Here is a 21,007-nt window from a genome sequence, read left to right on the forward strand (position 1 = left end):
ATCGGCCTTCAAAATTATGCTTATAGTTAGTATTCAAAGTACCCGCATTACCAGCTATAACCTTTGTCTGTTAACCTACCCTGAGAGTCCTGGTGACCTTGTTTAGCGGCTTTTTTATACCACTCAACAGCTGTCGATAGGGACTGTTCAACCCCTCGACCAAATTCGTAACACAGACCTAAATCATATTGCCCCCATGGATTGCCCAGCTCGGCTGCTTTACGATACCAATAGGCCGCATCTTTTTTAGAGACCGATACGCCGTGTCCCCGCTCATATTGCAAGCCTAAACTCACTTGAGCACTCGCATTATCTTGTTCAGCTGCTTGGCGATATAGCTCAATGGCTTTTGTATGTGACTGAGTAACGCCATTACCATCCCGATACAAGTTACCTAGGTTATGCTGGGCACTTGCATGATTTTGTTCGGCAGATTTTCGAAACCAATAAAATGCTTTGGAATAGGATTGCTCAATCCCTTCGCCATCTCGGTACAATATTCCAATATTATTTTGACCGTATTTACTGCCCAATTCAGCAGCTTTTAAATACCATTTTGCTGCCTCCGTAAAGGATTCGTTTACGCCAAAACCATTTTCATACATGTAACCTAAATTATTTGCTGAATCAGCATATCCCTGATCAGCGGAACGTCTGTACCAATACACTGATTGTTCATAAGACTTAGCAATATCAGCATTATCACCGGTGCGAAAATCGTTACCTAATTCAAACTGCTCCTTAGCATCTGACGGGTTCAAGCCCTCTTCAGTTAAGCGTCGCAGTGCGGCCTCAGCTTGAGAACCATAGGTTCCAGATGGGTAGCGATCCAAAAAATTATCATAAGCCATAGCCGTATTCGCCGCTTTCACTTTATCCCAGGCTTTCTTTTCTGCAGACTCTTTTTGGCGTTGTTTCGCTAGCCGTTCAAACTGGTCAATTCGGTTTTGTGCAGAGGTGCGGTAACGCCCTTCAGTTTGCACATCAAGATAATGTTGGTAAGAGGAACGTGAATTGAGTTTTGCCGCAGCCTGCCATGCTCGGTCATCCTCTTCTTTTTTGTTTTGTTCTGCTTGTTGCTGAGCAAGTAATTCTGCTTGTTGTTGTTTTTGTTTATCTAACTCTCGTTGTTTTTGCGCTAGATAACGTTCATGTCTCGCCAGCTCGTCTTGCTTTTTTTCATACTCTGAGTAACCGTAGAAACCGCCACCGGATACCAGTATTAACACAATCACGATTGCCAACCATTTCCCCCCTCCCGAGGATTCAACTTTTTCATTGGCAGGCCAAACCGGCTCTCCTGTTGGCTCAGGTTTAGGCGGCTCAGGTGTCGGAGGAGGAGGCGGAGGGGGCGGAGGATCAGTAACCACGGGGCCAGGCTCGATGGCTGTATCTAAGCGCCAGCCATGCTCAATCGCTTTAGACACAACATATCGTTGTGCTTCCACTGGATCAATCGTCAACATAACGGCTTTGTCTAAAATCAGTTTCATTTCAGCCTCACTGATTTCACCATCACTTCCTGCCAGAACAATGAGATCGTCTAATTTTGCCAGTAATTGCTGTGAGCTATCTGCCACTTCCTCGGTATTGCTGGCGCTTTTCAATAATCGTTCTTTCACTTCTTGCATTGTCTGCGGACGATCAACAGCTCTAAACTGCAAACAATCATCCACCAAATTAAGCAATGATGGGCTAAAATCCCCTTTTTTAAGTTCACTAGCTGACACCAGTGGATCGGGTTTGCCCATGGCAAATGCTAATGTCCGACTTTCCGCTTTTGTACCTTTTTCACCGGTTACGATTCGATAAATTAACGCGCCAAAAGCGTGAATATCGATGCTAGGCTTAGCCTCACCTCCACCTTCAATTTGTTCCATGGGCGCATAAAATTCGGTATAAGGCGCTTGGGATTGAGATGCCAACGCAAAGTTTTGTTTAGCCGCACCAAAATCCAACAAAACCGGAGAACCGTCACTGCGACGAATGAAAATATTAGCAGGCTTAATATCGCGATGTAGCACACCTTTGCTGTGGATATAACTCAACCCATCAGCCAAAGGCAGCAAAAAATGCATCAATTGTTCTTGTGAATAATGTTGGCCTTGGGATTCTAAGCTGTTGATTAGTTCATCTAGGGCTAACCCATCTTCAAAATCCATGACCAAGTAGGCAGTACCATTGGAAGTGAATAAATCACGACAACGCACTACATTAGGATGACGAAGCTTCACCAAAGTGCGTCCCTCTTCCATGAAGCGTCGTAAACAATCGCCATACACATCTTGTTTAGAAGTACCATGGGGCGTGACAGTTTCCCCTTGTCGACTTGCTAGCTCAACGGGCAGAAACTCTTTAATCACCACTTCCTCGTCCAAATGAGCGTGGTGGGCTTTATACACCACACCAAATCCACCTTGTCCTAGCACGGATTCAATAACGTAGTGATTTATCTCTGTTCCACTGGGAAGGGCTAGTATGTTTTCCATTTTTAATGCTCTTATGCTAATTAAATTCGACTATTAAGTTCTATCTAAATTTTTACCAAGTTAGATTTCTTTTTTCTAACTTTTGCTGGGCTTTTTCATACCCCTGTTTAGCGGACAATCGATACCATTTTATCGCTTCAGAATCTGACTGAGTTACGCCATCGCCATTGTCATACATAATGGCCACATTATATTGGCCAACTCGGTTATTCTTATCAGCGGCCAGTTGGAAGTATTTTAATGCTTCTGAATAGGATTGTGCTAGCCCATGCCCATGGTAGTGTTGAGTACCTAAATTTAAGTATGCACCAGTGTGCTTTTTTTCTACTGCTTCAGTGAACCATTTATTCGCGGTTTGATGGGATTGAGTGACTCCTGTACCATCACGATACATCTCCCCTAAATTATTTGCGGCATAGGCACTTCCGAGTTCAGCACCTTTGCGGAAATAGGTCAAAGCTTGGGCATAGGATTGTTCAACACCATCACCGGCGTTATACAAAATGCCTAGATTATTCATGGCTCCCGAATTACCTTGGTCGACAGCTTTTTTATACCAATATGCCGCTTGCTGGTATGATTGCTGATAGCCTTCTTTACCAATATCAAACTTATAACCTAATGAAAATTGCTCCTTAGCATCCGCAGGATTCAGCCCCTGCGCGGTTAAATCGGCTAGTGCATTTAATGCTTCTTGTTGGTACTTTCGAACGGCTCCTTTATCTAAGTAACCTTGATAGTGTAAAGCCGTATTACCTTTTTTCGCTATTGCCCAATCCGCTTCGTCTTGTTGAATCTGTGCTTGCCGTTCTTGTTGTCGTTTTTGTTCAATTTTTAATTGCGCAATAGCGCTATTCGCCTGGTTACGATAACGACCGTTTTGTTGAACATCCAGGTATTCTTGATATGCCTCCTCGCTATGGCGTGACTTGGCTTTATCCCAAGCTCTTTGATCTTCGGCCATAAGTTTTAAAGCAATGCTATCCTTTTTTTGCTGGTAAGCCTGGGCAAGTCGGTCTCTTTCCAGTTGTTTTTGATAATCGACAATCTTGGCTATACCAACAGAAACCCCAACCAGTACAACAACAGCAAGCAACTTGCGGCTAAATGACAGGTTTTTTTTATGATGTTCTGGAGTTTCTTCAACAGGCTCAGCATCCATATCTACGGGCGATTTAGCAAAGGGGGATTCTGGTTTTTTCGGGGTATCTATTTCCGAGGAAACTATTTCTGGGGGTTCATCACATGCAGTTCCGTCAGAAGAGGTGCTCTGGATTTGCCAATTATTTTGTGTCGCTATAGTAAGAATATAATTTTTTGCCGCAGCGAGATCAATATTCGCTGATTGCGCTTTGGATAAAATTAACTGCATTTCGCTGTCAGTAATCACACTATCACTGCCAGCCATAGTAATTAAATCATCAAGCAATCCAAGGGATGCATTATTGGAATTGGGGTTGCCTTCATTGAGTTTCGCTACCCTCATTAATTGTTTCTTGACCGCTTCCATGGTTTGTGGCCGGTCTTTCGCCTCAAACTTTAAGCAACTATCGATAAGGCATAAAAAATCTTCAGAGTAGGTTCCTTTGGCAGCTTTGCTTGCGCTAATTAGAGGATCATCCTTCCCCATTACCAATGCTAACGCCCGACTTTCCGACTTCATTCCCACAGCGCCGGTTACAATGCGGTACATAAGCGCGCCAAATGCATAAATATCAATGGTTTCTTTCGCCTCGCCCCCCCCTTCTATTTGCTCCATGGGCGCATAAAATTCTGTGTATGGGGCTTGGGATTGTGAAGCGATAGCAAAGTTTTGCTTGGCCGCACCAAAATCAATAAGCACCGGAGAACCGTCACTGCGACGAATGAAAATATTAGCAGGCTTAATATCGCGATGTAGCACGCCTTGACTGTGGATATACGCCAGCCCATCTGCTAATGGCAATAAAAAGTGCAATAATTGTGCTTGGGAATAATGTTGCCCTTGAGACTCAAGACTAGTTACAAGTTCATCTAAGGCTAACCCCTCTTCATAATCCATCACCAAGTAAGCAGTGCCGTTGGCAGTAAAAAGATCTCTGCAGCGCACAATATTCGAGTGACTAAGGCTTACTAAAGTACGTCCTTCAGACATGAAACGATTCAAACAATTCACATATAAATCGTGTTTGGAGGCCGTATGGGGCGACACGGTTTTACCTTCCCGACTTGCCAATTCAAGGGGTAAAAACTCCTTAATCACTACTGCACTTTTTAGGTGAGCATGGTGGGCTTTGTACACCACCCCAAAGCCACCTTGTCCAAGTACGGATTCAATGATGTAATGATTTAGCTCAGTACCTTGCGGTAACGCTAAAATATTTTCATCCATTCCATTAAACCCCTAATCAATTTACCTAAAATAATTTAAACAACACTACAGCCGGACTTTTGCTTCCATCTGTTGAATCTTCACTTCAATTTTAAAATCGGCCAAATACAAAACGCTGCCATTTTCAATTTCCTGTTCTACGAATTTTTCTAAACGGACCGGCTTGCTATTTTTCTGCAAAAATGACCCGTATGACGAATCCAAATCTTGAAAATACCAACGCCCCTTTTTAAACGTAAATTTACCATGAGTTCCTGAAACAGAGTTGTGTGGCATGACCAACGAACACGTCTCTTTTCGACCAATTTTCGCGCCTTCACCTAGTGCTTGCTCGCTGTGCAGATTAAAACGCCCCTTGTCAGTCACTAAGGTTAAAGTGGATGAACTCTCAGTTTTTTTGCGCTCTTGCTGATTTGAGGAGGGTTGACTTTCAACTAACTGACAAGGTAAATCTGCGAGCACAACCTTATCCCCAAAGTTAACTTTAACCCCTTGATGCTTATCTATTTTTTGAGCGTTAATAAAGGTTCCATAACTAGAACCCAAATCTTCAACAAATAGCTGGTTTTGTTTTAAGAATAAACGGATATGGAAACTGGATACCGATGGGTGAGCGAGGGGAATAGTGGCTGATTCACTTCGACCAACGGTTATTCCTTTCTCATTTAATGCTGCATTAGAGAGGGCATGGTAACTATCATCGGCCACAAAAAAGCCATAATTTCCAGCAATAACTGGACTCGATTTATCATCCTTTTCTAGCTGACGATGCACAGAGGCAGAGCTAGGGTTAACATTATAAGGGGTATATTTTGGATTCTCAGGTTTGCCCGGACGACTCCGCTTGAGCAATATTATTAACACAACAATCAACAAAAACACGCACACACCTGTCAGCAGCATCACCTCTGTGGTGAGTTTGCTACTAACATTCGGCTTACCATCAGGTTTAGGATCGGGCTTAGGGTCTGGTTTTGGATCCGGTTTGGGATCCGGTTTGGGATCAGGTTTTGGGTCGGGCTTGGGATCCGGTTTAGGTGCTGGTGCTGGCGGTACATTTTTAGTCCAACGACCTTTTACACCTATGGCGTCAAAGGCCATATGAACTGCCGTTCTTTCCTCGCTATATTTTCCAAAAATAATCTCGGCTGAACGAGCAAAAGCATAGCGCGCATCTTCGAAATCTGAGGTTTGAGTCAAAATTTTTGTTGCGCCATACTGCCAGATTTGTAAGGCTTTCTTCATTCCTATTTTGGGTACCTTATCCCCCCCTAAACGTCGATGTTCTCCGCCTTCAGACAATAGATAAAATGCATGATTAATAATCGAGGAATTGATATGTACGCCACCATGATCTTTACTACCGGTATAACGTTCACTGTAGTGATCAGGCATATTTTGAACACGTGTCGGGTAACCAAAGTCACGTATGACTTCTTTTCCCAACTTTAATTTCCAGTCGGAAGTAGCTGGAGAATTTAGCCGATTATGCTTCCAACTTACGAAGCCCACACCAATTGCATCACCTATCGCCTCATTTAGTGCCCCTGACTGTTGTTGATAAACTAAGCCAGCGCCATAAGCGACTATACCGTGGGTAAGTTCGTGCATAATCACTTCGGGGTTCTGTAATAAAGGCCCATGAATTTGCATTAAACCAAGTGTGTCACTAAGTTCAGTCCAAAATGCGTTGGTGGTATTGTTGCCAGCGCAACTCAAACTTTCCTCATAAAAATTTTGTCCAACAAATGCTAAAACCCGGACTTTATCGTTTCTATCAATACCAGAATGACCAAATTGGTCCTTCAAATAAGCATTCGCTTCTTCTAGCATGGAGGCTAATTTTAGCTCGCTATTGGTAGTTGCCGTCGATGGCGACTGAGCAGGAGGATGAGTTTGCAAATATCCACCATCAGCCATAATCAAGAGTTCAACGATTGTGGTTGGACGTTGATAACCCAAAGCGCCACACATTTCATCAACGTCAATCAAACCATAACTAAAATCAAGGCGATTGGGGATGGTTTGCAGAACTTCTCCGGCACTGGAGATAACCAAAGTATACAAATAATCTAACTGGTTCTTTTTGAATTTACCGCGCACTATAGCCGCCGAGACTAGTGCTTTTGCTGTTCTAAAATAAACAGGTTTAAGCAAAGGCTCATCCTGATATTCGATTTTCAAATCAGCTAAAGTGGTACTAACAGTGTGTTGTAAACTTGCCATATCGGGCGGGGCTTGTGCTGATAAGTCTGTGGTGACTAAATGCGCACTTATGGGTTGTCCTGCAGATAATATGACGACGGACTGATGGGTAAACACATCAATATTATGCAATTGTTGTTGAATACGATAAATACTATAACCATTGTCTTCTTGGGTGCTTTGCAGTACTTGTATCTGCGCTGCGTCTGACATCCCTAAAAGCTGTTTATTATCACTTACCCAAGCGCTGAACCCCTGCTCTGTGACAATTGGCGTATCAACAGGCGCAAAAGATGTTTCGATACGAGGAGCGTGCAACCGAGTACCACCACTACTAGCCTGCTCTTCCAACTCGCCATGTGCAACACTGATAAAACTAATAAAAACAGCAACTAAGGTTAAGTATTTCACAACTTATGTTCCTTAATGGCTTACGTGTTTAGACACTAGACGGAGTGCTTCACAACTTACATCTAGCAAAAATAAATCATATGCCTGTCCTGTTTCTTTGATCTTAATATCTGTTAACCAAAAATAACCTGAACTCGCAGGATCAATATAAAGCACAGGATCAGACTGACCTTTTTCAACCGTTTTATTCTGTTGACTTTGCCCTTGCTGGTATTGACTGAAGCAGCGCGCAAAATCATGGGTTGGAGCATCTGGAACCTGAGGTAAATTACTGACTTTACCGGCGATAACTTCAATACCTGAACTGGTTTTCTGGTAACGTAAAACAGCGCCGTATACCGGTGTACCTTTCACTTCTAATTGAACGGTAATGATTTCTGCATATTGATCTTTCATTACATCCGTTTGATCTAATTTACTGCCTTTGGCGAGGCTGCCATCTTGGGTTAACTGAGTTTCAAGCTTGGCAATGGGATCTTCTCCAGGCGCTACGTCTAACGACAAACTTGGAGCTGAATCTAAATTCGCGTTTAAATCTGCCGGTCCAGAGACATTGCCCTCTTCATTAGCATCAGCGCTAGGATCTGCATCATTGCTATCAACAAAGGTTTTCACAGGGGATGCTGAGGATTCTTGATCCTTTATCTGTTCAGCACTTTCAATCGTTTTACTTTCACTCAACGACTCTTCCACATCATCCAATGACGCTTCAGCTTCACCCATAGTCTCTTCCACATCATCCAAAGACGCTTCAGCTTCACCCATAGTCTCTTCCACATCATCCAAAGACGCTTCAGCTTCACCCATAGTCTCTTTCACATCATGCAAAGACGCTTCAGCTTCACCCATAGTGTCATTGATGGCGTCTTTTGCCTTATTAGTTACAGAGGACGGTAAGGGTTCTAGTGTTTCTTCAACTTCTTCTGATGCCTGGTTAGCCGGAGTGGCTATTTCCTGTGCAGGCTTTTCTTCTTCGCCAATGCTGGAGTCAACGTCAGAGTTTAACTCACTGGGGGACAAATCAGACGGGTCGCCACCATTAAAAGAAGGCTCAAGTTGTTGTTCGGTTATGACTGGAGGTTCATTTGCGCAGCAAGGTTGAGTGTAATTGCGATAAGTAAAATACAACAACACGATCAACATCAGTGCGACTAGCGCCAACAGGATCACCTTCCAATTGAGTAATGAGTTCGAATCCTGCTCTGCCGCACTGTTAACTGGCACACTGTCAGCTGGCTCAGAAACCCTTTCGCTACTGGCAAGGGAACTTTGTGGCTCGGCCTCAGTTTTCGTTGTTTGATAACTAGCAACAATGGGAGGGGCTATAGACTTATCTAATTGGCACAACACCGCAGTAGTGTTGTCTTGTGTCGGTTTAGTTTGCAAGATTTCATCGATTCGGTTAGCGAATATGTAATCTCTATTTTCATTTTTGATTAATTCTAAAATTTCATCATTATCAAATATTTCCCAAAAGCCATCTGTGCATAGCGCAAAGTACTCACCTTCGGCCAACTGCCAATGGTTAATTTCACACTGAGCACTTTCACTGCCATCTAGACAATTTAAAAGTTGGGTTTGGCTTGGGTGAGTGGCCAATTCATCTTCACGAATTTCCCCCATTAAGAATTTGGCGTAAGCCAATGAATGATCTTTAGTTTGATTAACTTTACCACTTTGATCAAATTGGCAAATTCGTGAATCTCCCGCGTGAGCTGAAACTAACTCCCCCTTTAACAGTAACAATGCAGTTAAGGTTGCGGCAGTGGATACCCCTTGTTCACAGGTTTGTTTAATCGCTAAATTACATGCATCAGAGAAAGCTTTTAGAAAATCTTCGCCGTTCGAGAACTCTTCGCGCTTTTGCCAGAACTCGCCACTTTTATGGGCTATAATTTCCGCGGCTAATTCTCCTTGCTCAGTACCACCGACTCCATCAGCAACAACAATAAAAATATCATCGTTGTGATCACTCAAATGGTAAGCATAGCGGTCTTGATTATAGTCTCTACCAGCTTGCTCAGATTTCTCAAAAATAATATGGTTATTAGACATGTATAATTCCCTTGCGAGCGCCCCTACAATGGCAGCGCAGCTTTAAATTCACTAATATTCTGATATCTATGCTCAGGTTGTAGTTGCGTTGCGTAAAACAATGCATTCGCAAGATCTTCTCCACAGTAGTGAGCTACTTGCTCTAACAACATTAAAATGGGGTCACTACCACCGTTGCCTGATTGGGTATGTCTGTCAAAGGCCTTGATTGGCCGTTGTCCTGTCAACAACTCTATAATCATGACTCCCAGCGCATGGATGTCAGTCCAGGGGCCAATGGGAAAAACATTATATTCTTGTTCCAACGCAGCATAAGACTGGGTATTTTGAGCTTGTTGACTGACATAGCCGCCAGCTACTTTTACCGCGCCAAAATCAATCAATATCGGATGGAGTTCAGACCCTGAACGTAAAAAAACGTTACTGGCCTTCATATCTCTATGTACTAAATTTTGTTGATGCAAATAGTCAAGACCTGCCATCACACCTGGTAATACCGCACCAACTTGCTGCCATGTAAATGGCTGGTTATAGGTTTCAACCTGTTGTACAAAACTTTCCCATAAGGTGTTACCAATTTCCTGATGCATTACCATATAGGCTGTACCCGCTTCATAAAAGCAATCGTAAACATAAACAATATTGTCATGATCTAGGGTCAGCAAAGTTTCACATTCGTGTTTAAACTGCTGCAGTGCGGTTTCATATACTTGCACCAAATCTGCCATGAATGGTTTAACCACCCCATCAACACGATGGGCAATTTGATTGGGCAGGTATTCTTTAATCACAACCCTATACTCTAGAGAAGCGTGTTGAGCTAAATAAACCACCCCAAAGCCACCGCTTCCCAGTACTTTCTCAATTACATAACGATGTATTCGATTGCCGGGTTGCAGTTCTCGCGTCATGGTATTTATCTCGCACTACTTGGGCATGAGCGCGATGAGTAACGCCGCGGTTAAAGAACCATCAGAGGCGTCTAAATAATTACCTAAGCCTATTTCTGCTAACTCCTGATAAAACTCTTTTTCGTGTTTTTCATCACCGGAATAGCGCACCGAAACACTGTATTTTTCGCTAGCAAACTGCTGAACTTTTCTCATTAACGGTCGAGCTTCGCCAGAATGGGCTTCATCATCGGTGATAATAAAAATCACTCTACGTTGCGCTTCTGAACGCCATTTCGTATTTAACCCCTCTTCAAAACCGGCATAAACAGACTCACCATTATCACCAGGGTTGAATCCTCTCCCCATACCTAAGTTAAGATTGACTTGGTCTAAATAGGATTTTAATACGGCAATGTCTTTGGTCAGAGTAAGGGGGAATTGAGATACCGGTCGATCAAAGTTTTTATCACCAAAAGTAACAATGCGCATGGCAGCCGAATCAGATAACATCTCAATAATACGAGCAATATTGCCTATTTCAGCGCGCAATCCATTAATTTCCTGGCCCATACTGCCGGTCACATCCAGCACAACCACTAAATCAAGAGTTTGCATTTTCTGAAAACCTGGTGGGGTTGGCGCTGGCACAGGATCTGGTTTTGGCGTACTAGGAGGAGGACACACTTTCACTTCTGGGCACTGTTGCGGTGCTGATGTAGGAATTTTCGACACATTCCCAAAGAAAGGGAGTGAAATAACAGCGAGTAAAATAAACGCCCCCATTCCTGAAGCAAACAAATCTAAAGCAGACATGCTAAAGATATTGATTTCCCTACTTTTAAGCTTCATGTATCGATTTCCCTTTTAACTACATCGCCGACAGCACCAGGCGCTGTCGACTAAGTAAATTTAAAGTACAGTCACTTTAAACGTGATAGTGCTTAAGCGAAGATCCATGCCATTAGAAAGTTCCACTGGTTGCCCTGGGGTAAGTGGTACCTCATTCACCCAACTACCATTTTGACTTCCCATGTCTTCCACATAAATTTTATTTTCATGCAAGCGAATCATTAAGTGCTTTCTTGAAATTTCGCTTTCACCTAAAACATAATCTACTTGCGCGCTTTCGCGGCCTATGACTTGCCCTTCACTTTGAGCTAGTGTCTTTCCGTTAATTTTAATTCTGACCGAATCACCTTTGGCGGTAGTACCATCGAGTAAAATATCATTGAAAGATTTCTCCATCTCAGCGATTTTACCCGCCAGGTTATCTTTTTCTTGAGCAAGGTTACTGGCTTCTTTCACTTTATTTTGCAGCTCGTCTGTTTGAGCTTGCATGGCCTCTTTGCGCTTGCGCATCAAAATGACGAACAACAACAACATAACCAATAACAGCACGCCACCACCTAACATAATGTAGGTTTTCTGCTGTTCTGACTTAGCTTTCTTTTGCGCTTCTAATTCTGCGGCTTGCTCTGCTTTTTTCTTCTCTTCTTCTAACGCTAAACGCTCTTCTTCAGCCTTCTTAATGGCTTCTTCGATTTTCTTCTGTTTTTCTAAATTTTCAGCTTCAATCCTGGCGGCTTCATCTTTAGCTTCTTGCAGTGCTTTTTCAGCTTCTTCTTTTGCCTCTTGGGCTTTCTTTTGCGCTTCTTCTAATTTCGCTTTTGCAGCTAAATCTGCATCTTCTTTTTCTTTTTGTGCAAGTTCGGCAAGTTTAGCGGCTTCTTCGGCGTCTTTTGCGGCCTTATCTGCTTTTGCTTTAGCTTGCTCCACATCAGAGAGACAGACTTCATCAGCAACTTTAAAAGTGATCTTATTTGCAGCTAAAAACGACTTTAGCGTTTGCGTAGACAGCGCATATGCGATGTTCTCAGGGGCTTTCATACCCGCAAATAAAGCCGTTTCAAAGACACTAATCCCAACCAACTGGTGACAATTATTCAGTAATGGAGCTGCCCACTGGCCGTCTTTGTAGAGGGCTGTGTGGACATAGATATTGCCTTCAGAAAGGTTTTTCACCGGTTCCAATCGCTGCACAATTGATGGCATTTCGGCAGAGTTTGTTTTTAAAATTAGCTGTTCACCCAGGGTTTGCGCTTCTTTCCCTAACGTAATTGGCTCACCAGTTACGTTACTGGCAGACAAAATGGCTAAACGTTTGTCTTCATTTTCAACAATCACTGTTGCCAGTATTTTAGCTGCTGGGCTTACCGAGTTATCGACAATAAAAATCGATTTAGCGCCATCGATAACTTCAGCATCAGTGACAAATTGATGGTCGTTCACTTTAGTTGCAATGGCGGTTATGGTTTTACCACTTTTGCGTTCTATTTCAATTTGATACGCGTACTCTGCAGCAGCGGAAAAAACTGTCGAACTAAAAGCCAATATCAGTAGTGCAAACATTTTAGGTGACAAAAACATGCCGATTTCCTTAGGTATATTATTCTGTTATTTCTTCCGAGTCGGCTTCCTGAGAAACCTTTAATACCATGACAGTGGCGTTGTCTTGGTAATCCTTGTCGAGACTATCGACATAACTAACGATATGTTCTGCCAATACCTGTGGGTCAGATTGATTAAATCGGTGACACATGGTCGCAATATCCTGCTCGGGAATGCTTTCGATTCCATCACTGGCCAAAAGTACGATATCGCCTACTCTTAACTCAATACTATTAATATCCACCATGTCGACGTCGTAGCCCATAACAGCTGAAGTTAACTGATTACGTTGGGGGTGGACGGCAACGTCATCTTCGGTCATCACCCCTTCGTCAACCAACTGCATTAATTCCGATTTTTTTGAGTGATCTTGATTGATGCGTTGTAAGGCATTATTTCGACAAAGCCATAAAGGACTATCACCCACACTGAGAAAATCTAAATATTCACCGGTAAATGCCGCTGCAATTAGTGTCCCTCCCATGCCATTACATTCAGGATTCTCTACAATGTATTCGGCTAAATGCTGATTGGTGGCGTTTAAACTGAGTTGTAAACGTGCCTCCATTTGTTCCTCTTCACTATTGCAAAAGGCGTCATTAAAAGCTTGAAGAATTTGCTGACTGGCGACTTCACCATGTACAGCCCCACCCATACCATCTGATAAAACAGTCAATGCAAACCCGTTGGGCCAAACCAATTTGGTTACACCATCTTGCTGATAGTCTCGCTTTCCGACGGTTTGAGCCCATCCTACGGAGATTTGAAGCATCATTATTCCCAATTAAAATTTTGGTCACAAAACGCCACAAACCTTAGGGTCGTTGCGCCAACTTTTAAAAGGCTTCCTGTTTCTAAAACAGTTTGCCCTGCGACAATTTGTCCATTCACACGGTTTAAACTTGAACCATTTCCTGGCGCTACGATGAACTCGCGGTTTTCATCGTCATAGATGACTAACAATTGCTGTTTAGAGGTAATAGAGGTATCACCAAAATTCAAGGTAATACGTTCAGTAGGAGAGCGTGAAATCGCACTTTGCCCCGGACCTATCACCACACTTTTGCCTTTTCCTGGTCCATCCACCACTACTAACCATCCGCACACAAAAGATTCTGCGCTGGCATTAGATGCATCCCCCCCCGCGTTAACAGCGCCACCGAAGTTAATCGAGGTTTTGGGTTCTTCAACCACAGGCTTAGGAGCGGCCTGTTGCCCTTTTGGCGGAATTGTACCTTGGTCCGAGCTTCCTGCAGGGTTACTCGCGCCAGGAATATTGGCTGGACGTGTAGGCGGCTCAGGTGAAACAGCAACTCCCCCTGGGCGCATCGCCGAACCAGAAGATTTCATATGGTTAAACAAATCGACTCCAGGTGGCTGCGTAGCTCCTTCTTTAGGCGTACCACCTTGCCCACCAAACTGACCTTGAGGCGGTTTGGTGCCTCCTTCGGGGATTGAATGTTTGGGTTTATCATCACTTTTAACAAAACTGGATTCTATTTCGACGGGCTTCCCGTCTGGACCAAGCCTAAAGCTCATGGTGTATTCTCCTTAATTTTAATCTGCCACTATTAAGCGGTTTACTAATCTGTCTAAACAATACTGGCCAACCTGATTTAACGCTTTTTCTTCGCGTCCTTGTGCCAGATGCATAAAAAATACTAAGGCCGCTGACATTATTAATGCTAATAATGTCGTGTTAAAGGCAACCCCTAATTTGATGGTAATAACAGCAACCCAATCTTTGATGGCATCAGAATCAGACAATGGCGGCATATCACCTGCGCTAGACAATGCCATAGCAATACCAATCACTGTTCCGATAAAACCTAACGTAGGTATAAGCCAAACCAAATAACGCACCATGGTGTATTTCAGATCGACTTCATGTTGCATTAACTCCAAAGAGGAGTTCATCAGGTTATTCGCTTGCTCAGTGCTTCTAGAAAGTTGAAATTGCAGAATTACGCGTTTAATTAAGCGTTGTAGGTAAAAACGACTACCGAGTTTATCCGCTTTTATTGCCTGATAGATTGGTCCCAAATCTTTGGGACGATAAAGGGCATCGTCATCATCACTGATTAAGCCTCGATTGATTTGATTAATTTCTTGGGTAGCTCTTTGCCAACGAACCCATATTTCACCGCCACAGACAAAGAAAAACAGCCACATAAGATTTTGAATGGTAAAAGGATAAGAAGGACCGCTACGGTCAAAAAGAATATCGGCTAAACGCATTTCTGTACTGGTGCTAGGTTGTTTTTCTGTTAAAACAAACCCAATAATAATGATTACAAAGGCAATGAAAGACATTGCTAGTAACACAACCAGACGATAGTAAGATTCTTCTTTCTCCAAACTGGTCATATACCACGGCTCCTGCTCTTTATTTGATATGCGATCATGATTTCCATTATGCGAAGTTTCGTTTCACCCACAACGATATAATCGTTAGCAGTTAACGTGACAACGTCAAATTGAAGCCATTGATTCCGTTCCCAATAAAATGATCCATAAGATGATTCACAATCTCTGACTTCGATAAAGTCTAAGTTATTGAATCTTAGTTGTAAGTGGTTACGAGAAACACTTGGATCATTAATATGAACGTCATTTGTTTGCGCGCAACGACCCACACTAATAACTGTGTCACTAGTAAACATATGAAAAATTATGCACTTTTAGGCAATGAATATTGGGTTCCAAATTTCATATTAGCGGTTGTTTAAAAGTCGAACAAGTATTTATTTAAGGAAAATAACAATTACTAAACGGATCCAAGTTTAGAACTGTTTTTCCTTTAAAGACAATGATATAAGTTTTTTAGTTGGGAATTTGACGATGAGGAAAAAATTTATACCGAAGTTTAAACAATGAATTTATGCTGGCTTATAAGTTCACTTCAGTGAGCCCAAAAACTGGCTTTGCTTATCTTCATTTGTTTTGTTGACCCGCTTTTCCGCGAAAGCCAGATAACAAAGTGGCAACAATGACACTGATAAAGGATATATAAAACGCTAACGATAATGTGTTCATTAACGCAGGGGTTTGTTCAGGCGTGATTTTATTCTCACCAAGATAATAATGCACTAATAAATTGACTGCACTCATTCCTAACAGGTTACCAATCGTTCGAGCTAGATTTAAGGTTGCAGAAGCAACGCCAAGTTCACTTTCTTGCACCGCTCCCATGATGGCATTGTTATTGGGCGAAGAAAATAAACCGAAACCTATGCCGATGAGTAACAGGGAGCCGCCAATATAAGTTGTTCCTGTTGCTGTGGTCATTTGTGTCAAGACCAAAAATCCGCAGGCGACAATTGCACAACCTAGTGTAGCTAAAAATCTAGGCTGGATTTTGTCCGAAAGTCGACCTGACATTGGTGCTAAAAAGGCCATCGCAAAGGCCTGTAAAAGTAATATTTTTCCCGCATCTGCAGGACTGTAACCTTGTACAACTTGTAAGTACAAACTCAACAGAAAGGCTAGTGGAAAATTGCTTCCATACATCAATAAAGATGTGGTCAAAGACATAGAAAAAACACGGCTTTCGCGGAACATCTGAACGCGAATTAAAGGAGTATGGTGCCGACTTTGGTGATACACAAATAAAATCATTGTGATAACCGATAATATCAATAATAAAAATCCATGTAGTTTAGGAAGGGAACTAAAGCCGAATACTAATGACGTGGAAGAAACAGCAAAAATGAAGCTACCGCGCCAATCAAATGAAGCTATGTTTTCATTTTTCCACTCGCCATGTAATCCCCACTTGATTAATGCCAATAGCACCAGAATTAAAGGTAGTTGAAACAAAAATACCGCTCGCCAACTCCAAATCTCAGTCACTAATCCACCAATTGCTGGCGCTAAGGTTAACCCTATATAAACGCATGCTGCGGTCAAACCAAGGGCTGCACCGCGCTTGTGGGGGGGAGTAACCGAGGTCAGAATCGCCACACCAGTTCCGAAGATCATAGCCGAAGCAGCGCCTTGAACAAATCGCCAGAATAATACCCACTCTACTTGTTGGCCCAATGCACACATCAAAGACGTAAAGGCATTTAATGCCAGGCCAATGGTATAAATTCGTTTTCTTCCGTAGTTATCAGCCAACTTGCCAAATGGCAACATAAAAACCACACTACTGAGCAGAAAAAGTGTGGGTAACCAGCTCACCATTTTAGCGTTAGCATGTAAATCAGCAGCTAAATTAGGAATAGCAACATTAACCGACGCCATCCCCAATGGCCCAATAAAAGAACCAAGACAAACAACAATAAGGGCAACTGTGGTGACGGGGAGCTTGTTCAAAAACGTTATATACCTGCAAAAATGAATGATTAAAAGATCATACTCAACAACTGAGAGTTGTACAGTAATTCTAAGATCCAATTAATATAATGCCTTAGTTAACAATATAGCCAGCGCGCTAACAACAATAAAACTACCGCTATAGTTGGCCTGTGTTTATATTTGCAATATTATGTTCTGTAACAATGAACTCGTCCGATAATCAATTCCTTTCCTGAAGTAGAGATAAATTCCATATGGATTATAATCACGAACATAAAGCAGACCGAATAGGCTGGATTAGAGCGGTTGTGTTAGGCGCTAATGATGGCATAGTTTCTACGGCAAGCCTCATCGTCGGTATCGCCGCATCCCAAGTTGCAACAGAACACTTATTTATTGTAGGTCTAGCCGCTTTAGTGGCTGGGGCGATGTCTATGGCTGCGGGAGAATTTGTGTCTGTGAGTTCGCAAACCGACATCGAGCATGCCGAAATTTCCTTGGAGCAAAAACATATTGACCGTCATTGGGCAGCCGAAGAACAGGAGCTGGCAAACATCTATATAGAACGAGGTCTGGAAGGTGATTTAGCGATGCAGGTTGCCAAGCAACTCATGGCAAAAGATGCCATCGGCAGTCATGTTAGAGACGAGCTAGGTATTACCGAACAATCCCAGGGTAATCCTTTTCAAGCGGCGTTGTTTTCAGCATTGTCTTTTACCGCCGGTGCACTATTACCGCTTTTAACCGTATTAGTCGTCAACGGTCCCTGGTTAATCCCTTCAATTGTGCTGGTTTCATTGCTGTCATTGGTACTACTTGGAAGCGTATCGGCGAATATTGGAGGCGCATCTATTTTAAAAGGCTCTATTCGGGTGCTAATTTGGGGCTCATTAGCCATGGCTGTGTCCATTGCGGTTGGCAATATTTTTCAAGTTTCTGGGTAAAGATCAATGCACAACAGTCAACAAATTCTACTGGTGTAAGGTGTTAAATGAAAAAGATCCTATATGTAATTTTGGCTGGCTTGCTGATAAATGCCTGCTCAAACAACAACTGGCGCACGGCAAGCAGAGAATCTGCTGGAATTGCACCTAACCCCGAAATTAATAAAAATGCGGTTATCGAAGTTTATGCTGCGGATGCATACAGTTGGCGAGGATGGTTCGCTGTGCATACTTGGATTGCCATAAAAACACAAAATGCACCAAATTATACGGTGTATGAAGTGGTTGGCTGGCGAGTCAAAAGCGGGCTTCCTGCCTTACGCAGTTACCAGACACCGATACCAGACCGTTTTTGGTACGGAGCAAAACCTGAAAAGCTGCTTTCAATTCAAGGTGAAAAAGCCAGTGATCTGATACCGAAAATATCGGCAGCTATCCAACGTTATCCTTGGGCAAATGAGTATACTATTTTTCCAGGACCTAACAGCAATACCTTTCCTGCTTGGATTGCATTACAGGTGCCCGAATTAGAACTTACCCTGCCATTTAATGCCATCGGCAGTGGATATGCCGATTAAACGATGTCTCAAATTTTAGCCTAAACGCCTATAAAATCTTTGTTGCTTACCGCATATTGTTGCACTGTTGATAAGAGAGCATCCCGAGAAAAAGGTTTGCCTAAATGGTCAGTAAAACCAACTTTCTTATAATGGGCAACTTCGTCAGCAAAGACATTAGCTGTTAATGCGATAACGGGTAAATCAATCCACTTTTTATTTTTACGTAAAATTTTCAGTGCACTGCAACCGTCCATTACCGGCATTTGAATATCCATTAACACTAAATCAAACTCTTGTTTGGCAAGTACATCCAGTGATTCTTGTCCATTGCTAGCAACCGTTACACGCAGATTGTTTTGCTCTAATATATTTTTAGCAACTTGCTGGTTAATTTCATTGTCTTCCACCAGTAAAATACGTTTATTGGCTAGATCTTGTTTTAGCTCGAGTATCGGAATATCAACTCGCGGTTTTTGAGCGATGGGAAGCTCCAATATAAAACTGAACTCAGTCCCCTTAGCTAATTCACTCTTAACATGAATAGTCGAGCCCATTGCTTCAACCAACTCTTTAACAATAGAGAGCCCTAACCCTGTACCACCATATTTGCGGGTAATACTTTCATCCACTTGAGTGAATTTATTAAATAGCGTTTTAATTGATTTATCTTCAATTCCCACACCTGTGTCATTCACAGAAATCTTCACTTTAGCTAACACATCATTGGTGACTAATTTAACCAATACATCGACCCTTCCAGTCTGTGTGAATTTTACCGCATTTGAGGTCAAATTCATTAATATTTGGGTAACGCGGGTGGGGTCGCCTAAAACAAGTGTATTCTGTCTGCCTACAATTTTAGTATTCAGCGCAATGTTTTTCGCCTGAGCCTGACTTGTAAACAAGTTTTCAACTTGCAAAAGAATGTCTTCGAAACAAAAGTGATGTTGCTCTAACTCAAAATGTCCAGACTCAATTTTTGATAAATCAAGTACATCATTAACAATCTGCATTAAAAGTTTTGCAGAAAAGTTTGCGCGGTTTAAATATTCAGTCTGTTGTTCGTTTAATTGGGTGTGCATACACAAGTCCAACAATCCTAAAACGCCGTTTATTGGCGTTCGAATTTCGTGGGACATATTTGCTAAAAATTGGGATTTAATTTGATTAGCCTGCTCTGCGTGCTCTCTTGCCCTTTGGGCTTTTAATTCTAAATTTTTACTTTTAGTCACGTCATGGTAGAAAATAAGCACACCAATCAGATCTTGATTTTTAGAATGCAATGCTAAGTGAGTCACCTCTTTATACTTAACTTGAACATTCGTATATGGGGATTTCTGTTGGCCCTGTTTTCCTTGGTTTCCTTTTTCTTGGCCTTCCTTTTCTTGGCCTTCTTTTTCTTGATAGTGAATATTAGTTTCATCACCGTAAAGGATGCGTCGATCAATATTAATGATTTTTTGCGCACGGGTTTCATTGGCTAAATCAAAATCTGTTTTACCTTTCAATTGTTCAATATTTTGTAATTTAGAATCTTCTATAAACGCCTGATTTGCGCCTAAATATCTTAATTGCTTATCTTTCCATGAAATGCCGTAGGGTAAGTGATTTATAACGGTTTGGAAGATTGCCTCTGAGTGTTCGATTTTACTGGTCTGGCTATCAATAGTGACTTGCTTGTCTAACAATAGAGACTGTAAATAGTGTAAAAAGTGTTGTATCAAAAACAACACAATACTAATGATAAATCCATATGTTAGCAGCGCAGTAATCCAAGCGGATACACTTAAACCATAAGCACTTTGCGTTACCGTAAACTCAAATTTTCCTAACCAAACAAGGCTCATGTAATAGAATAAAAATAAGCCGCCTGAAATGGCAATTGCTACAGCGACTCTCACACTGAGCATGAAACTACTAAATATGGAAGCAGCCATAATCAGGTAAATTCCGTTTCCTGATAGACCTAAGGTATGTATTCCCGCAAACCCCATTATAAAAAATAACGATGCAATCAAACTAGCGGTAACATTATTTGAAAAACGACGTCGAAATAAATAAAACGTCAATAGCACACAGGTACTAACAATATGTACCCACATCACTGGCAAAAAACCAATTTCAGGAACACGGGAAAGAGAGCCTGCTAAAGCGACGCCAGCGAAAGCCAACGTGACCATTAAAACAGTATTTGTTAGTTTCTCACGAATATAGTCGATGGAACTTTCAGGAGACTCTAAAGACATCGAGGTTCATTAGATTTAATAATAATTGAGCAATATTATGTTGAGACCATAGGGCATTAAAACCCTGTCCGCCATCAAAGGGTATT

General features: G+C 42.1%; 15 protein-coding genes. 2 read left to right on the forward strand and 13 right to left on the reverse strand.

What is annotated here, in order from left to right; genetic code table 11:
- Window positions 1–47: 47 nt before the first annotated feature.
- The 12 genes from Q4574_RS18935 to Q4574_RS18985 form a co-directional block, all read right to left on the reverse strand.
- Window positions 48–2,489, reverse strand: a complete 2,442-nt coding sequence (locus tag Q4574_RS18935; RefSeq protein WP_303476562.1) for a serine/threonine-protein kinase — start codon at window positions 2,487–2,489, stop codon at window positions 48–50.
- A gap of 52 nt (window positions 2,490–2,541) precedes the next feature.
- Complete coding sequence (locus tag Q4574_RS18940) at window positions 2,542–4,860, reverse strand: serine/threonine-protein kinase (RefSeq protein WP_303476565.1); 2,319 nt, start codon at window positions 4,858–4,860, stop codon at window positions 2,542–2,544.
- Window positions 4,861–4,905: 45 nt separating this feature from the next.
- Window positions 4,906–7,476, reverse strand: a complete 2,571-nt coding sequence (locus tag Q4574_RS18945) for a M4 family metallopeptidase (RefSeq protein ID WP_303476568.1) — start codon at window positions 7,474–7,476, stop codon at window positions 4,906–4,908.
- Between the two features lie 12 nt (window positions 7,477–7,488).
- A complete protein-coding gene (locus Q4574_RS18950; protein WP_303476570.1) occupies window positions 7,489–9,531 on the reverse strand; it encodes a PP2C family serine/threonine-protein phosphatase in 2,043 nt (680 codons plus the stop codon).
- Window positions 9,532–9,554: 23 nt separating this feature from the next.
- The gene (locus tag Q4574_RS18955; RefSeq protein ID WP_303476573.1) at window positions 9,555–10,442 is read right to left on the reverse strand and encodes a serine/threonine-protein kinase; all 888 of its coding nucleotides are present in this window, start codon (window positions 10,440–10,442) and stop codon (window positions 9,555–9,557) included.
- A gap of 15 nt (window positions 10,443–10,457) precedes the next feature.
- Window positions 10,458–11,273, reverse strand: a complete 816-nt coding sequence (locus Q4574_RS18960) for a vWA domain-containing protein (protein ID WP_303476576.1) — start codon at window positions 11,271–11,273, stop codon at window positions 10,458–10,460.
- Window positions 11,274–11,333: 60 nt separating this feature from the next.
- Window positions 11,334–12,851, reverse strand: coding sequence for an FHA domain-containing protein (locus Q4574_RS18965; protein ID WP_303476578.1), 1,518 nt, complete (start codon window positions 12,849–12,851; stop codon window positions 11,334–11,336).
- Window positions 12,852–12,870: 19 nt separating this feature from the next.
- Entirely contained in the window at window positions 12,871–13,644 is a 774-nt protein-coding gene (locus Q4574_RS18970) for a PP2C family serine/threonine-protein phosphatase (RefSeq protein ID WP_303476580.1), read from the reverse strand.
- 2 nt (window positions 13,645–13,646) lie between these two features.
- The gene (locus tag Q4574_RS18975) at window positions 13,647–14,411 is read right to left on the reverse strand and encodes an FHA domain-containing protein (RefSeq protein WP_303476581.1); all 765 of its coding nucleotides are present in this window, start codon (window positions 14,409–14,411) and stop codon (window positions 13,647–13,649) included.
- An 18-nt stretch (window positions 14,412–14,429) separates the two neighbouring features.
- Window positions 14,430–15,239 (reverse strand): MotA/TolQ/ExbB proton channel family protein, encoded by an 810-nt coding sequence (locus Q4574_RS18980; RefSeq protein ID WP_303476584.1) that lies wholly within the window; start codon window positions 15,237–15,239, stop codon window positions 14,430–14,432.
- The gene (locus tag Q4574_RS21520; protein ID WP_368411655.1) at window positions 15,236–15,535 is read right to left on the reverse strand and encodes an FHA domain-containing protein; all 300 of its coding nucleotides are present in this window, start codon (window positions 15,533–15,535) and stop codon (window positions 15,236–15,238) included. Before Q4574_RS21520 ends, Q4574_RS18980 begins: the two co-directional genes overlap by 4 nt.
- Before the next feature lie 271 nt (window positions 15,536–15,806).
- On the reverse strand, window positions 15,807–17,189 hold the full coding sequence (locus Q4574_RS18985; RefSeq protein WP_303476586.1) for an MFS transporter: 1,383 nt from the start codon (window positions 17,187–17,189) through the stop codon (window positions 15,807–15,809).
- Window positions 17,190–17,425: 236 nt separating this feature from the next.
- On the opposite strand from Q4574_RS18985, the gene Q4574_RS18990 reads away from it, so the two are divergent.
- Together Q4574_RS18990 and Q4574_RS18995 are read left to right on the forward strand one after the other, a co-directional pair.
- Window positions 17,426–18,115, forward strand: coding sequence for a VIT family protein (locus Q4574_RS18990; RefSeq protein WP_303476588.1), 690 nt, complete (start codon window positions 17,426–17,428; stop codon window positions 18,113–18,115).
- Between the two features lie 47 nt (window positions 18,116–18,162).
- A complete protein-coding gene (locus Q4574_RS18995; protein WP_303476591.1) occupies window positions 18,163–18,693 on the forward strand; it encodes a DUF3750 domain-containing protein in 531 nt (176 codons plus the stop codon).
- Between the two features lie 20 nt (window positions 18,694–18,713).
- Here Q4574_RS18995 and Q4574_RS19000 read toward each other — a convergent pair whose 3' ends face one another.
- A complete protein-coding gene (locus Q4574_RS19000; RefSeq protein ID WP_303476593.1) occupies window positions 18,714–20,921 on the reverse strand; it encodes an ATP-binding protein in 2,208 nt (735 codons plus the stop codon).
- Window positions 20,922–21,007: the final 86 nt, after the last annotated feature.

Origin of the sequence: Aliiglaciecola sp. 3_MG-2023 (assembly GCF_030548205.1) — a bacterium.
In the GTDB taxonomy this organism is placed as follows: domain Bacteria; phylum Pseudomonadota; class Gammaproteobacteria; order Enterobacterales; family Alteromonadaceae; genus Aliiglaciecola.

Excerpts from the sequence above, each read along its gene's own strand:
- Q4574_RS18935 (WP_303476562.1), bottom strand. The coding sequence starts at position 2,489 with ATGGAAAACATACTAGCCCTTCCCAGTGGAACAGAGATAAATCACTAC.
- Q4574_RS18940 (WP_303476565.1), bottom strand. The coding sequence starts at position 4,860 with ATGGATGAAAATATTTTAGCGTTACCGCAAGGTACTGAGCTAAATCAT.
- Q4574_RS18950 (WP_303476570.1), bottom strand. The coding sequence starts at position 9,531 with ATGTCTAATAACCATATTATTTTTGAGAAATCTGAGCAAGCTGGTAGA.
- Q4574_RS18955 (WP_303476573.1), bottom strand. The coding sequence starts at position 10,442 with ATGACGCGAGAACTGCAACCCGGCAATCGAATACATCGTTATGTAATT.
- Q4574_RS18960 (WP_303476576.1), bottom strand. The coding sequence starts at position 11,273 with ATGAAGCTTAAAAGTAGGGAAATCAATATCTTTAGCATGTCTGCTTTA.
- Q4574_RS18965 (WP_303476578.1), bottom strand. The coding sequence starts at position 12,851 with ATGTTTTTGTCACCTAAAATGTTTGCACTACTGATATTGGCTTTTAGT.
- Q4574_RS18970 (WP_303476580.1), bottom strand. The coding sequence starts at position 13,644 with ATGCTTCAAATCTCCGTAGGATGGGCTCAAACCGTCGGAAAGCGAGAC.
- Q4574_RS18975 (WP_303476581.1), bottom strand. The coding sequence starts at position 14,411 with ATGAGCTTTAGGCTTGGTCCAGACGGGAAGCCCGTCGAAATAGAATCC.
- Q4574_RS18980 (WP_303476584.1), bottom strand. The coding sequence starts at position 15,239 with ATGACCAGTTTGGAGAAAGAAGAATCTTACTATCGTCTGGTTGTGTTA.
- Q4574_RS21520 (WP_368411655.1), bottom strand. The coding sequence starts at position 15,535 with ATGTTTACTAGTGACACAGTTATTAGTGTGGGTCGTTGCGCGCAAACA.
- Q4574_RS18990 (WP_303476588.1), top strand. The coding sequence starts at position 17,426 with ATGGATTATAATCACGAACATAAAGCAGACCGAATAGGCTGGATTAGA.
- Q4574_RS18995 (WP_303476591.1), top strand. The coding sequence starts at position 18,163 with ATGAAAAAGATCCTATATGTAATTTTGGCTGGCTTGCTGATAAATGCC.
- Q4574_RS19000 (WP_303476593.1), bottom strand. The coding sequence starts at position 20,921 with ATGTCTTTAGAGTCTCCTGAAAGTTCCATCGACTATATTCGTGAGAAA.